Below are 14180 nucleotides of genomic sequence, written 5' to 3' on the forward strand. Positions count from 1 at the left end.
GCGGAGATACCCTCTCCCCAGCTCTCTCCTGCTTGCGGGAGAGGGAGTGCACCGCATTCGTGGCTGACTTACGCTGCGACCCGCTCGCTTCCGTCGACCAGCGCCGTCAGCCCTCTCACGTCCGCGACGACGCGCACGGCCATCGGCTCGTCGCGGCCGCGGATCGCGACCTCCTGCTGCGGCAGCGAATCGTCGGCAACGCCCGCGGTGCGGCGGACCTCCTCCGAGACGACGGCTTCGCAGGCCAGCGTCTTGGTCATGTCCTGGAGGCGGGCGGCGACGTTGACGGCATCGCCCAGCGCCGTGAAGACGATGTGATCGCGATAGCCGATGTCGCCGATGATCACCTCGCCGCCGTGGATGCCGATGCCGAAGCGGATCGGCTGGCGCAAATCGTGGCTCAGGAGCTCGTTGAGCTCGTCGACATGGGCCGCGATCCCGGCGGCGGCCTTCAGCGCCTGCCGGCAGGCGGTCTGCGGATCGGTTGACAGCCCGAACAGCGCCAGCATGCCGTCGCCGACGAACTGGTTCGGCTGGCCGCCATTCTCGATCACGGCCTGCGAGACCGCGCCGAGGAAGCGGTTGACGATGAAGACGGTGTCGAACGGCAGCCGCTTCTCGGCCAGCTGCGTCGAGCCGCGCATGTCCACGAACAGGCTGACGAGATAGCGCTCCTGACCGATCCGAGCCGGCGTCGAGGCTTGCGCATTCGCCGACAGCGTATGCGCCGTGAAGAGCTGGAAGAAGGAGAGGTCCGACGTCGGCCGCAGCTGGCAGGCCAGCCTGATCGACGGATCGGTGGTGCCGACACGGGTGAGCACGAAGGCCTCGCGCTGCGACGGCTCCGGCAGGACGCCATGATCGCCGATGACGCGGATGCGGCAGGTCGAGCAGCGGGCGCGGCCGCCGCAGACGCTGGCATGCGGCACATTGTGGCGCAGGCTCGCTTCCAGCACGGAGAGGCCCTTGGGGACCCGCACCGTCTTGCCGTTGCCGTAGGACAGCGCGATCATGCCGCCGCGCCGCTCGCGCCAGGCGCGCACGCCGCGCGCGGCCAGCGCCAGTCCGAGCAGGCCGACATAGCCGATGGTGAGGCCGCCGGTGATGCGGTCGAGCGTGTTGGCTTCGGCGGTCGTGCCGACCTGGCGGCTGGTGAGATTATGCGTGCGCCATTCCCCGTCGTCGGCTTCGATCGCGACGCTGCGGCCGCCCTGATAGACGCCGAGCAGCGCCAGCGTCGGGATCAGCACCGCGGCCGCGAGCAGATAGGGCGCGGCACGCGTGAAGAACGGCTTGAGGCGGAGCCAGAAATAAATGCCGATGCAGCCGTGGACCCAGGCGATGATCAGCAGGATCGTCATGGTCCAGATGCGGTTCGACGCGACGAAGAACAGGTAGAGCTCCTGCGGATAGAGCTTCTGGTGTCCGTACAGCGTCTGGCCGAGCCGCACGCCGATCACATGCGCCATGACGAGGGCGGGGATGCTGAGCCCCAGCACGAGCTGGAGCGGCTCGATCGTCCGCCAGCGGAACTGCCGGCGCTGATACAGCGCGTAGACGCCGAGCCCCATATGGATGAGCGCGGCCGCATAGAAGATGATTGCGACCGGCAGGAACTGCCAGAACAGGACGTGGTAGTAGACCCCGACCTCCATGGCATCGACCGAGATGTTGCCGAGCGCATGGTTGAGGAGATGGCTGACCACATAGGCGAACAGGACGACGCCGCAGACCAGCCGCACCTGCCGCAAGCTGGCCGCGCGGACGAGTTCGGACATCTGTGCGAGAGCTTTGGCCATGATTCGCTTGTATCAGTTCACCAAGGAGAACAGCCAGCGTAGCGTTTAATTCCACCGGCGGACAGCTGGCCCGATCACATGCGCGGTAGGTCGCCAAATACTCCATTGTCGTCCGGGATCGGCGCTTCGCTTGTCCGGGACGACGGCGGAATAGGCCGATTCGCCGCCCAACATTGACTCCCCCTCCCAGGTTGGCGAAAAGCGCGGCCGTGACGACAGGTCCTGACATCACCGTGCCCTCCCACGGCGCCGCGCGCCGGCTCCTCGTCATGGCCGCGGCGATCATCGCCGCGATGACGCTGCTGCGGATCGTCTATGCCTGCGCGATCGAGCTGCGCACCGACGAAGCCTATTACTGGACCTGGTCGAAGGAGACGGCGCTGAGCTTCCTCGATCATCCTCCCATGATCGCGTGGTTCATCCGCTTTGGGACCGCGATCTTCGGTGACACCGCGCTCGGTGTTCGCCTCGGTGGCATCGTCGCAATGCTGGTGACGCAGCTCCTGCTCGCCGACATCGTCCGCCGTCTCACCCATGATGCGCGCGCCGTCATGTTCGCGGTGTTGATGCCGGAGGCCGCGCTTTACTACGGCCTGCTGATGGCCAAGGTCGCGCCCGATGTCGCCATGATCCCGTTCGCGGTGGCGATGATGTGGTCCCTGGTGCGGCTGGCACAGGGCGGCGACGGACGCTGGTGGCTCGCGGCCGGCCTGTTCGCCGGGCTGGCGATGCTGTCGAAATTCACAATGATCATGTTCGCGCCGGCGGTTGCCGCCTTCCTGCTGGTGCCGGATTGGCGCTGGCGCTGGCTGCGCAGCCCCTATCCATATCTCGCGGTCGTGATCGCAATCGCAATGTTCTCGCCCGTCCTGATCTGGAACGTGCAGCACGATTGGGCCTCGTTCCGCTTCCAGGGCGTACGCGCCACCGCCAATTACGGCATCTCGCTCCGCACCGTCGGCGATTACATCGGCTTGCAATTCGGCCTGGTCGGTTTCGTCATGTTGCCGGTGGTGCTGTCAGGGCTGGTGCTGACGGCATGGCGCGGCTATCGCACGCGCGAGCCGGCCGCGATCCTGCTGTCGACTGCAGTGCTGGTGCCGTTCCTCTACTTCCTCTTCAAGTCGCTGACGCTCCGGGTCGGCGACACCTGGCCGATGTTCATGTGGCCGGTCGGGTTCGCCGCCACTGCGGTCAACCTCGTGATGCTGCCACGCGAAAACTGGTCGGCGCGGTTGATTCGGTCGAGCCACTTCTGGCTCAAAACGGCGGTCGTCTCGGGCATCGCCTTCGTCGTCATCGTGTTTCTCTATTATGTCGCGGCGCCCTGGAATCTCCTCGGCAAGATCGATCCGATCGGCGCCGAGGCGGGCTACGAGCAGGTTGCAGCGCGCGCACAGGCCGCACTCGATGAGACCGGCGCAACCTGGATCGCCACCACGGACTATCGCACCTACGCCATGATGCGTTGGCTGTTCCGGGGCCGTGTGCCCGTCGTTGAGATCAACGAGCGCGGCCGCTTCCAGGATTTCCGCGATCCCGGCATGGACCGGATCAAAGGCCACGACGGTATCTATGTCGGGCGCGAGCCAGACAACCGCTCATCGCTGTGGGAGAATATCCCCGCCAGGCGCGAGCCGCTCGGCCGGGTCGAGCGCCGCTGGCGCGGCGTTCTGGCGGATAACTATGTGATAGAAAAGCTCACCGGCTGGACCCCGGAGCTGTCGCCGCCGAAGGACTCGCCGCTGTTCCTGTGGCGCGTGCTGGCGGGGGAATTCGAGAGGCGTACGCTCGGTTAGCACGGCGTCTCTTACCCTCCAGGGGAAGGTAAGTATGAGCGGCGTGCTACTCCTCGTCTTCTTTCTTTCGCAACAAATCCGTCGCGAGGTCCGACAGTTTCGGCGGCGGCAGTGCCGCGAACGGCAGCGGCCGCGTCACGTCGATCGCGGCGAGGCCCAGCCGTGCCGTCAACAGGCCGTTGAGCACGCCTTCGCCCAGCCGCTGCGACAGCTTCGCCGCGATACCGTGGCCGAGCATCTGCTGCACCAGGCTGTCGCTCGCGGCCATGCCGCCGGTGATGGCAAGATGGGCGATGACGTGGCGGAGCAGGCGGATCATGCCGAGCGCGCCGGGGCGGCCGCCATAGAGATAAGCAAGCTGGCGGATCAGCCGCAACGAGGCCACGAACACGAACATCACGTCGATCAGCGCACGCGGCGAAACCGCGGTGACGATCGAGACTTTTTGCGCGGCTGACGACACCAGCCGCCGCGCCTCCGCGTCCAGCGGCGACATCAGTTCGCGCTCGGCGAGGCGGATCATGTCGGCGCCGTCGATGATCTCGCCGGCGTGGCTCTCCAGCGTGGCGCGGGCGCGGGCGAGCTGCGGATTCTGGTGCGCGAGCGCGAGCAGGTCCTGCACGATGACGCGGCTCTCCTTGCGGTCGTCGCTGGCAAGCACCGCGGCCGCGCGCTGATGCAGCTTCTCGATCGTCGCGAGCCGCGCCAGGCCGAACGCCTCGCGCCCGATCACCACCGCGAGCGCCAGCGCGGTGACGAGCGCGAACGCCAGGCCGACAAAACCGAGGCTTTCGCTGCGCGCAAACAGATCCTCGATCAGATGCACGATTCCGAGCCCGACGCCGAGCAACGTCAGCCCGGCGACGCCCGACCAGAACAATGCGCCCCAGGGAAAGCCGCGCCGCGCCGGGAGCGCCGGTGCGATCGGCACCGGCAGCGCCAGTGGATCGTGCTCCGGCGTGATCTGGATCGTGCCGCGGCTCAGCCGGCTGGTCTCGTCGGCTTCGGTGACGACGACGCCGGGATCATCGAGCCGGAACGTCGCCGGCCGCCGCGGCTGGGATCGGTCGTTCATGACAGCTTGTCTCCGATCAGGAACTGCAAGGCACGGTCGAGGCGGATGTGTGGCAGCGCCGGCTGTTCATTGCCCTCGCGCTCGAGCTTGGGCGAACGGAAGCGCAGGAAGCGGAAATCGCTTTTCCCGGCGGCCTCAGTCGCCAGACCGCGGAACGACTCCGTGCCGTTGAAGAGCTGCTCGGGATCCAGAGGCAGATCGCCCGGAAAGGTCGCGACCTCGGTGTTGCCGTCAAAGAACTCGCCCCCGGCGCTTTCGCCTGCGGCCGGCGTTCCCAGGATCGACGGCAATTTGTCGCGGCCATTCGCGACCTGCGCCTCGCGCGTGGCGCGAACGGCGGCAAGCGCCACCACGTCGATCTCCGCGCCGGTATTTTCCGCACGCGCAACGGCGCGGGTCACCGCGCGGCGCAGCACGGCCTCGAGCCGGTCGTGACTGGAATGGTGCAGATGATCCGCCTTGGTCGCCGCGAACAGGATGCGGTCGATGCGCGGCCGGAACAGGCTGGTCAGGAAGGTGCTGCGGCCAATGTGGAAACAATCGAGAATGCCGGCAAGGGCGGCTTCGAGATCGTGCAGCGCCTCGGGGCCGGAGTTGAACGCGGCGAGCGCATCGGCCAGCACGATCTGACGATCGAGCCTGGCGAAATGGTCGCGGAAGAACGGCCGCACCACGACGTCCTTGTAGGCCTCGTAGCGGCGCACCATCATCGCCCACAGCGATCCCTCGGGCGCCTGCCTGCCTGCGGGCACGTCGAGCGGCGCAAAGGTCAGCGCCGGCGTGTCGGCGAGATTGCCGGGCATCAGGAAGCGGCCGGGCGGCAGCAGGCTCATCGCAAAGCGCTCGTCGCGGCAGGCTTGCAGATAGCCCCTGAAGAGCTTCGCCGCCGTCAGCGTCGCCAGCTCGTCCTCGCGCGCCTCGGGCTTGAGCGTTGCGAGATGCGCGTGCCATTCCGTGGCCAGATGCGCGCGCGGCGCCTCGCGCGACAGTGCGAGGCTTTCAGCCGACCATTGCTCAAAACTCTTCTGGAGCAGCGGCAGGTCGAGCAGCCATTCGCCGGGATAGTCGACGATGTCGAGCGTGAGTGTGCGGTCGGCGCCGTTGTGGCGCTGGTAGTCGATGACGAGGCGGAGCTCGCTGATATCGACGGTCGAGATCGGCCAGAGCCGTTCCTCGATCAGCGCGCGCAAATGGTTCTCATAGGCAAAGCGCGGCACCGCATCGTCCGGCTGCGGCGCCAGATGCGCCCGCGCGATCCGGCCGGATGAATAGGCCTCGAATACCGGAAACCTGCCGCCGCGGGTGAGGCCATGGATCAGCGCAGTGATGAACACCGTCTTGCCGGCGCGGGACAGGCCGGTGACCCCGAGCCGCACCGTCGGGTTGAACAAATGCTCGCCATAGTCGATCAGCGCCCTCGCCGACAGGCGCGCTTCTTCGACCATATCCTGGAAACTGAATGCCATATGAACGGTAGGGGATCTCGGGCGGGTGAAAATGTGAGACTGTTCACAGAAGTGGCAATTGCGTGGAGAAAATCAAGCTTCATACTTCCACCGCCTTTGTCGGCAAATCAATCGATTGAACGACGCGCCGGTCCCGAAACACCCATACAAGAGAGCATCGTCTCACCTTGCGGATTGCCATGACCGTCTTCCAGCTGAAACAACTCGCATCCAATTCCGTCCACGCCGCCGCCGATGCGTTCGGCTGGAATTACGACCGCGCCGAACTGATCGCCGATGGAATCATCCATGCGGTCGGCGTCCTCGCCGGCATCGTCGCCGCGACCGTCCTGGTGGTGCTCGCGGTGGTCTATGCCGACGCCACCGACATCGTCGGCGTCTCGATCTACGTCGCCGGCCTGCTCTCGATGCTGGTGCTGTCGGCGACCTATAATCTCTGGCCGGTCTCGCCGGTCAAATGGCTGCTGCGGCGGTTCGACCATTCCGCGATTTATCTGCTCATTGCCTCGACCTACACGCCGTTCATCCTGGAGCTGAAGGACAGCGTGTTCGCGCTGGTGCTGCTCGTCTGTGTCTGGTGCGTCGCGATCCTCGGCATCGTGCTGAAGCTTCGCTATCCCGGCCGGTTCGACCGCGGCGCGGTCGGCATCTACCTTGCAATGGGTTGGAGCGGCGTGATGCTCTATGATTCCGTGGTCAAGGCGCTACCTGCGCTGGTTCTGGATTTCATCCTTGCCGGTGGCCTGCTCTATAGCTTTGGCGTGATCTTCCACGCCTGGCGGCGGTTGCGCTTCCAGAATGCGATCTGGCACGGCTTTGTCTTGGCCGGCGCGGCGTGCCATTATACCGCGGTGCTCGACCTCGTGTTGAGCTGAGCAGGATCCAAGAAACCGTACAAGCCGCGGTAAAAGACAAAACAAGACAAGAGGAGACGTCGCATGCAGGTGACCGGCAAGGTCGTGGTCGTCACGGGCGGCGCCAACGGCATCGGCAAGGCGCTGTGCGAAGCGTTTCACGACGCGGGCGCGGCGAAGGTCGTCGTCGCCGACATGGATGCCGCCAACGCAAGGGCCGTTGCTGCCACTGTGGATGGCGCGGCCTTCAGATGCGACGTCGCGCAGGAAAAAGAGATCGCCCATGTCATCGAGGAAACCGAACGGCAGTTCGGCCCGATCGAGTTGTTCTGCTCCAATGCCGGAATCGGCGGCGGCTTCGATCCGATGTCGGTCAACGCCGGGGGCGCCTCCGACGAGCCGTGGCAGCGCAGCTGGGCGATCCACGTCATGGCGCATGTCTATGCGGCGCGGCATCTGATCCCGCGCATGAAGGCGCGCGGCGGCGGCTATTTCCTCAACACCATCTCGGCCGCGGGCCTGTTGTCGCAGGTCGGCAGCCCCGCTTATTCCACCACCAAGCATGCCGCGGTGGGCTTCGCCGAAAACCTCGCGATCTCGCACAAGGCCGACAACATCAAGGTCTCGATCCTCTGCCCGCAGGGCGTCGACACCAACATGCTGCGCGGGATCCCGAAGGGCCCGCAATCCGGCGACGGCGATCTCACGCCCGAGCAGGTCGCCAAGGATGTGCTCGCCGGCCTCGAGCAGGAAACGTTCCTGATCCTGCCGCACCCCCAGGTGCTCGGCTACATGCGCAAGAAGACCGAGAACTACGACCGCTGGATCGGCGGCATGGCCAAGATCCAGGCCAAGATGCGGGACGAGTTCGGGACGTAGGGAAGCTTCGCGCCAAATACTCGCCGTCGTCCCGGCCTTCGCCTGGCCTTCGCCGGGACGACACCGGTGGTTACGCCGCCGATTGCGCCTCGTTCTCCGCCCGGCTCTGACGCAACGCCTGCGCATAGAGCATCATGCCCTTACGCACCGTGCGCTGCTCCGTGGCCGTCAACACCGCCAGCGCCCCGCTCACCTGCTGGCGACCGAAGGCGTGCAGCGCTTCCAGTGTGCGGCGGCCCTTCGCCGTCAGCGACAACAACTTGCTGCGCGCATCGGTCTCATCGGCCGTCTCCCTGAGCTCACCGCAATCGATCAGCTTGCGCACCAGACGGCTGACGCTGGATTTCTCCAGCCGCAGGAAATCGCCGAGCGCACCCGATGTCATCGGGCCCCGGATGCCGATCTCCAGAATGGTGTGCACGGCCGACGGCGGATAGTCCGATGCCACCACCGTCGCATCCATGAAGCCGAGCTCGCGCACCATCAGGCGCGAAGCGGCACGGATGTCGTCGATCAGCGCAAGCTCGGCCATGCTTGACTCTCCGCATATAGTTGTATCATACAACTATATGCGGAGAGCGCCGCGCGCAAGCGTTTTGGAGCGGACCATGAGCGGAACTTTGCCGGCGGGGATGCGGATGCGGGGCAAGGTCTGCCTCGTGACGGGCGGCGGCAGCGGCATTGGCCGCGCCACGGCCTTGCGGATGGCGTCGGAAGGTGCGGAGGCCGTGGTCATTGCGGGCAGGCGCGAGGCCGAGATCGAGGCCGCCGCCGCGGCGTGCCGCGAGCTCGGTGCGGACGCCGTCCCGGTCAAGACCGACATCACGCAGGAGGACGATGTTGCGCGCCTTGTGCGCACCGCCGTCGAACGTTGCGGACGGCTCGACATCGCTTTCAACAATGCGGGCTTCCAGGAGCGCCGCGCGCCGCTGGAAGAGCAGGGCATGGACATCTACGACAGCGTGTTCGACACCAATGTCCGCGCGCTGTTCCTGTGCCTGCGCTATCAATTGCCGGCGATGCTGGCGCAGGGGCGTGGCAGCATCGTGGTCAACGCCTCCGTCAGCGGCGTGCGCAATCCCAACCCGGGATTCTCGCTCTATTCGGCCTCGAAGGCGGCCGCGATCTCGCTGACGCGCTCGGCGGCGATGGAGAACGCCTCGCGCGGCATCCGCATCAACGCCATCGCCCCCGGCCGCGTCGTCACCGACATGATGCTGCGCGCCGGCGTCGGCGACATAGCAACCGTCAGTGCAGGCCTGCCGCTGCGGCGGATGGGGAGCCCGGAGGAAGTTGCGGAAGCCGTGGTGTGGCTGTCGTCCGACGCGTCATCCTACGTGGTCGGGCACGTGCTCGCGGCGGATGGGGGCTTTCTGGCGTCGTAGCGCCCTAATGCTTCTGTCCGTACAACACCGGAACTGCTGAATCCACGATCACCTCGACGAGGCTCGTGCCGGCGAATGCCATCCCGCGCTTGAGCGCTTCGCCGAGCTCCGCGGCCTTCGTCACCCGCACCGCATCGCAGCCCATGCCTTCGGCGAGCCGGACGAAATCGATGCCCGGCAGCTCCAGTCCCGGCACGTTGCGCACCTGCATCACCTGGCTGAACGAGCGCATCGCGCCGTAGCCGGAATTGTTGATGACGACGACGGTGAGCGGCAGTTTTCGCTGCGCGGCGGTCCACAGCGCCTGGATCGAATACATCGCCGAGCCGTCGCCGATCAGGCACACGGTGCGGCTCTTCGGCTTGCCGAGCGCCATGCCGACCGCGGCGGGCAGGGAGTAGCCGAGGCCGCCGCTCGACATGGTGTAGAAACTGTCCTGGCCGCGCATCGGCATGAATTTTTGCATCGCCGGCCGGTGCGAGGGCACTTCCTCCACCAGCGAGCTGCCGTCCGGCATCGCCTGCGACAGCGCGTGCAACAAGAACTCCACCGGCAGCGGCTCGCCGGCTTGCGGCGCCGGCGGCAGCGTGCGGCCTTTCGGCGCCACACGTTTGCTCTCCGGCAGGAGGTCGAGCAGCAGGCTTAGCGCCGGCTTCATCGTGGCGATGATGCTGGTGCCGAACGGTGTGACCGCGGCGGCATCCGGGTCGTCGGTGATCTGGAAGATCGTCGCGCCGCCATCGAAGATCGCGGCGTGGCCCTCGACATGGAAGGTGAACACCGGCGCGCCGACGACGACGACGAGATCGTGCTCGCGCAGCGCATCGGAGAGCTGTGCGGGCGAGGCGTGCAGGAAGCCCGCGAACTGCGGATGGCGCTCGGGGAACGAGCAGCGCGCCGAGAACGGGCTGACCCAGACGCTCGCCTTCGCCTTCTCGGCCACGCGCACCATGAGGTCGACAGCGCCCGCGCGATCGACGCCGGGGCCGACCACGAGCGCGGGGTGCTTTGCCGAACCGAGCGCTGTGACCAGCGCCTTCATCGCATCAGGCTCGGGCCCGATCTCGCGGCTGACCTTGCGCGCCTCGACCGGAGCCGTCGCATGCGCCCAGTCGTCGATCGGGATCGACACGAAGGTCGGCCCGCAGGGCGGCTGCATCGCGGTGTAATAGGCGCGCGCGATCGCGGCCGGCACGTCCTCGGGCCGCGCCGGCTCGACGCTGTACTTCACATATGGCCTCGGAAACTCCGACGCGCGCTCGGCATAGAGGAACGCCTGCAAGGGGAGGATCGAACGCGCCTGCTGGCCCGCGGTGATGACGAGCGGTGTCTGGTTGCGATGCGCGGTGTAGATGTTGCCGAGCGCGTTGCCGACGCCGGCCGCCGAATGCAGATTGACGAAACCGGCATTGCTCGTCGCCTGCGCGTAGCCATCGGCCATGCCGACGGCGGAGGCTTCCTGCAGCGCCAGCACGTAGTCGATGTCGTCGGGCCAGTCGCTCAGGAACGGCAGCTCGGTCGAGCCGGGATTGCCGAACACTTTTTTGATGCCGAACGACCGCAGCAGGTCGAGCGTGGCCTGCTTGACGGTGACGGATTTGCTGCCGCTCTTGCCGTTCTTTGCCATGGTTTCCGTCCCTGTTGATTACCGACGCTCGTAGACCCACCGTCATTGCGAGGAGCCCTTGCGACGAAGCAATCCAGACCATCTCCGCGGAGGGACTCTGGATTGCTTCGCTGCGCTCGCAATGACGAGGAGGAAACAGCAGCGGCCTACCACACCGCCGTGCCCTTCATCGTCGGCTGCCCCTCGGCATTCGCGGTCCAAAGCTCCATGCCCGCCTCGGTCTCATTGGCGTTGATCGAAAACTCCGAACCCTCGAACAGCGGCTGCAGACCGCGATACGAAAACTTCTTCGGCGCTCTGCCGCCGCGCAGCTTTGCCGCCATCTCGATGATCAACGCGGCCTGCAACGGGCCGTGGAAGACCAGGCCCGGATAGCCCTCGACCTTGGTGACGTAGTCGCGGTCGTAATGGATGCGATGGCCGTTGAAGGTCAGCGCGGAATACCGAAACAGCAGCACGGGATCAGAGACATGGGTCTCGCGATGCTGCGCCTTCGGCGGCGGAGGCGGGGCCTTTGCCGGCGCGGTCGGCGTCGTCGTCATCTCGCGATAGACGATGTCCTGGCGTTCGCGGATGGCAGTGCCGCGCGGCGAGGAGATGCTGTGCTCGACCGCGACGAAGCACAGCGTGCCGGTCGATCCGGTCTTTACCGTCACGTCGGCAATGCGCGAAGTCCGGGTCGATTCATCGCCGACGTGCAAGGGCTGCAAAAATTCGATCTCGCCGCCGGCCCACATCCGGCGCGGCAGCGGCACCGGCGGCAGGAAGCCGCCGCGGGTCGGATGCCCGTCGGGCCCGAGCATCGACATCGGAAACACCGGCTGTGCCAGGCACCAATGCACCGTGAACGGCGCGGCATCGCCGGACTTGGGCTCGCCCACGTCCTGGAAAAGTGTCGCCCGAAGACCCTTGACGAGCTGCGCGGTGACGACGTCGGTGGCCTCCGTGCTGCGGCCGATCCATTGCCTGAGATGATCGATGTCGAGCTGCTCGGTCATGACGCCTCGCTCTGTTATGTCCTGGATTGTGGCTTTTCGCCGATCGCTGGCACAGCGCCGTAGGCGCGCGTCTCGCCGACGATGATCGGCGCCGGCGCGGGATAGCTGACGCGGCCGTTCGGCGTGTCGACCTCGATGCGGCGCAGATGCGGATGGTTGGTGAGGTCGGCCATGGTGTTGACCTCGGCGAAGGCGATGTCGGCGTCCGACAGCCGCTTGAGCAGCTCGTCGCGCCTCATCTTGCCAAAGCTGTCCGCGACCGTCTTGTCGGTGAAATCGCGGTTGCGCACGCGCTCGACCATGTTGGCGACGCGGGGGTCAGCCGGCAGGTCCGGCTGGTCGAGCACCTTCGCGCACAGCGTCTTCCACTCACGCTCGCTCTGGATCGAGATCAGAATGTCCTTGCCGTCGCTGGACGTGAACACGCCGTAGGGCGCGATCGAGGGGTGGCGCAGGCCCATGCGCTTGGGCGGATTGCCGGCTTCGGAATTCAGCAGCGGCACGGTGCACCAGTCGGCCATCACGTCGAACATGGAGATGCGGATGTCGGCACCCTTGCCGGTGCGGCCCCGGCCGATCAGCGCCTCCAGGATCGCTGCATGCGCGGTGGCGCCGGTCGCGACGTCGACGATCGACATGCCGACGCGCGAGGCGCCGTCGGGATTGCCGGTGATCGAGGCAAGGCCGCTCTCGGCCTGGATCAAGAGATCATAGGCCTTGCGGTGCGCGTAGGGACCCTCGTCGCCATAGCCGGTGATGGTGCAGGAAATCAGCTTTGGATAGTCCTTCAGCAGCCGCTCGCGCGAGAAGCCGAGCTTGTCCATCGAGCCCGGCTTGAGGTTCTGGATCAGCACGTCGGCGCTGGCGATCAGCTTCTCCAGCTCGGCGCAACCTTCCTTGGTGGCAAGATCGACCACCGCTGACTGCTTGCCGCGGTTGAGCCAGACGAAATAGCTGCTCTGGCCTTTGGCCGCGGCATCGTAACCGCGGGCGAAATCGCCCTCCGGCCGTTCGATCTTGATCACCTCCGCGCCGGCATCCGCCAGCCGCGACGAGCAGAACGGCGCTGCCACCGCCTGCTCGACCGCGATCACCCTAATCCCGTCCAATGCGCCCATGATTGCTGCCTCAGTACGAGCGGGGCATGCCGAGCACGTGCTCGGCGATGAAGGAGAGCACGAGGTTGGTCGAGATCGGCGCCACCTGGTAGAGCCGCGTCTCGCGGAATTTGCGCTCGACGTCGTATTCCTCGGCGAAACCGAAACCGCCATGGGTCTGGACGCAGGCATTGGCCGCTTCCCAGGACGCATCGGCCGCGAGCATTTTCGCCATGTTGGCTTCCGCGCCGCAGTCGAGCCCGGCCTCGTACTTGCGCGTGGCTTCCTTCACCATCAATTCGGCTGCGCGCATCGCGGCGTAGGCCTTGGCGATCGGGAACTGGATGCCCTGGTTCTGGCCGATCGGCCGGCCGAAAACGCTGCGCTCCTTGGCGTAGTTCGTGGCCTTCGCGATGAACCACTTTGCATCGCCGACGCATTCGGCCGCGATCAGGATGCGCTCGGCATTCATGCCGGAGAGGATGTAGCGAAAGCCCTTGCCTTCCTCGCCGATCAGATTCTCCGCCGGCACCTTCATGTCGGTGAAGAACACTTCGGTGGTGGCGTGGTTCATCATCGTGCGGATCGGGCGGATCTCGAGGCCCCTGTTCTTGGCCTCGCGCATGTCGACGATGAACACCGAGAGCCCATCGGTGCGCTTCTTGACCTCGTCCTTCGGCGTGGTGCGCGCCAGCAGCAGCATCAGGTCGGAATGCTCGGCACGGCTGGTCCAGATCTTCTGGCCGTTGACGATGTAGCCGGCGTTGCCGTCCTTGCGCGCAAAGGTCTTCAGCGAGGTGGTGTCGGTGCCGCTGGTCGGCTCGGTGACGCCGAACGCCTGCAGCCGTAATTCGCCGCTCGCGACCTTCGGCAGATATTTGGCCTTCTGCTCGTCATTGCCATGCCGCAGCACCGTGCCCATCGTGTACATCTGGGCGTGGCAGCCGCCGCCGTTGCAGCCGGCGCGCTGGATCTCTTCGAGGATCGCCGCGGCCGCGGACAGCTTCAGGCCCGCGCCGCCATATTCCTCGGGGATCAGCACCGAGAGGTAACCGGCCTCTGTCAGCGCATCGACGAAGGCCTTGGGGTAGGCCATCTCGCGATCGAGCTTGCGCCAGTATTCGCCGGGAAACTGCGCGCAGAGCTTTGCGACGGCTTCGCGGATGTCGGCGTGATCTTCGGTCTGGTGATCTTCACTCAT

12 protein-coding genes are annotated in these 14180 nt (G+C 66.1%); 4 read left to right on the plus strand and 8 right to left on the minus strand.

Translation table 11 applies throughout. The annotated features are described in order from the left end of the window. Positions 1 to 68 precede the first annotated feature (68 nt). A complete protein-coding gene (locus JQ572_RS04155) occupies positions 69 to 1799 on the minus strand; it encodes an adenylate/guanylate cyclase domain-containing protein (RefSeq protein ID WP_211381685.1) in 1731 nt (576 codons plus the stop codon). Positions 1800 to 2068: 269 nt separating this feature from the next. On the opposite strand from JQ572_RS04155, the gene JQ572_RS04160 reads away from it, so the two are divergent. After that, positions 2069 to 3598: a glycosyltransferase family 39 protein gene (locus tag JQ572_RS04160; RefSeq protein ID WP_211382408.1), complete on the plus strand. Its 1530-nt coding sequence runs from the start codon at positions 2069 to 2071 to the stop codon at positions 3596 to 3598. 46 nt (positions 3599 to 3644) lie between these two features. Here the strand turns inward: JQ572_RS04160 and JQ572_RS04165 are convergent, their stop codons facing one another. Both JQ572_RS04165 and JQ572_RS04170 read right to left on the minus strand, forming a co-directional pair. Further along, positions 3645 to 4673 carry a YcjF family protein gene (locus JQ572_RS04165; RefSeq protein ID WP_211381686.1) on the minus strand — a complete coding sequence of 343 codons (1029 nt, stop codon included), beginning with the start codon at positions 4671 to 4673 and terminating at the stop codon, positions 3645 to 3647. Next, positions 4670 to 6139 carry a YcjX family GTP-binding protein gene (locus JQ572_RS04170; RefSeq protein ID WP_211381687.1) on the minus strand — a complete coding sequence of 490 codons (1470 nt, stop codon included), beginning with the start codon at positions 6137 to 6139 and terminating at the stop codon, positions 4670 to 4672. The genes JQ572_RS04165 and JQ572_RS04170 overlap by 4 nt, the downstream gene beginning before the upstream one ends. Before the next feature lie 179 nt (positions 6140 to 6318). On the opposite strand from JQ572_RS04170, the gene trhA reads away from it, so the two are divergent. Continuing rightward, positions 6319 to 7014, plus strand: a complete 696-nt coding sequence (gene trhA, locus JQ572_RS04175; protein ID WP_211381688.1) for a PAQR family membrane homeostasis protein TrhA — start codon at positions 6319 to 6321, stop codon at positions 7012 to 7014. A 63-nt stretch (positions 7015 to 7077) separates the two neighbouring features. Continuing rightward, complete coding sequence (locus JQ572_RS04180; RefSeq protein ID WP_211381689.1) at positions 7078 to 7872, plus strand: SDR family oxidoreductase; 795 nt, start codon at positions 7078 to 7080, stop codon at positions 7870 to 7872. A gap of 70 nt (positions 7873 to 7942) precedes the next feature. Here the strand turns inward: JQ572_RS04180 and JQ572_RS04185 are convergent, their stop codons facing one another. Next, the gene (locus JQ572_RS04185) at positions 7943 to 8404 is read right to left on the minus strand and encodes a MarR family winged helix-turn-helix transcriptional regulator (RefSeq protein ID WP_211381690.1); all 462 of its coding nucleotides are present in this window, start codon (positions 8402 to 8404) and stop codon (positions 7943 to 7945) included. Between the two features lie 76 nt (positions 8405 to 8480). Between JQ572_RS04185 and JQ572_RS04190 the strand changes: the two genes are divergently transcribed. Further along, a complete protein-coding gene (locus tag JQ572_RS04190) occupies positions 8481 to 9257 on the plus strand; it encodes an SDR family NAD(P)-dependent oxidoreductase (RefSeq protein ID WP_211381691.1) in 777 nt (258 codons plus the stop codon). Between the two features lie 4 nt (positions 9258 to 9261). Here JQ572_RS04190 and mdlC read toward each other — a convergent pair whose 3' ends face one another. The 4 genes from mdlC to JQ572_RS04210 all read right to left on the minus strand — a co-directional run bounded on the left by mdlC (position 9262) and on the right by JQ572_RS04210 (position 14180). Beyond that, positions 9262 to 10884 carry a benzoylformate decarboxylase gene (mdlC, locus tag JQ572_RS04195; RefSeq protein WP_211381692.1) on the minus strand — a complete coding sequence of 541 codons (1623 nt, stop codon included), beginning with the start codon at positions 10882 to 10884 and terminating at the stop codon, positions 9262 to 9264. Positions 10885 to 11030: 146 nt separating this feature from the next. Beyond that, positions 11031 to 11882: an HTD2 family dehydratase gene (locus JQ572_RS04200; RefSeq protein WP_211381693.1), complete on the minus strand. Its 852-nt coding sequence runs from the start codon at positions 11880 to 11882 to the stop codon at positions 11031 to 11033. Positions 11883 to 11896: 14 nt separating this feature from the next. After that, a complete protein-coding gene (locus JQ572_RS04205) occupies positions 11897 to 13000 on the minus strand; it encodes a CaiB/BaiF CoA transferase family protein (RefSeq protein ID WP_211381694.1) in 1104 nt (367 codons plus the stop codon). A gap of 10 nt (positions 13001 to 13010) precedes the next feature. Further along, entirely contained in the window at positions 13011 to 14180 is a 1170-nt protein-coding gene (locus tag JQ572_RS04210; RefSeq protein ID WP_211381695.1) for an acyl-CoA dehydrogenase family protein, read from the minus strand.

The sequence above is a fragment of the Bradyrhizobium sp. SZCCT0153 genome, from assembly GCF_018129995.1.
In the GTDB taxonomy this organism is placed as follows: domain Bacteria; phylum Pseudomonadota; class Alphaproteobacteria; order Rhizobiales; family Xanthobacteraceae; genus Bradyrhizobium; species Bradyrhizobium japonicum_G.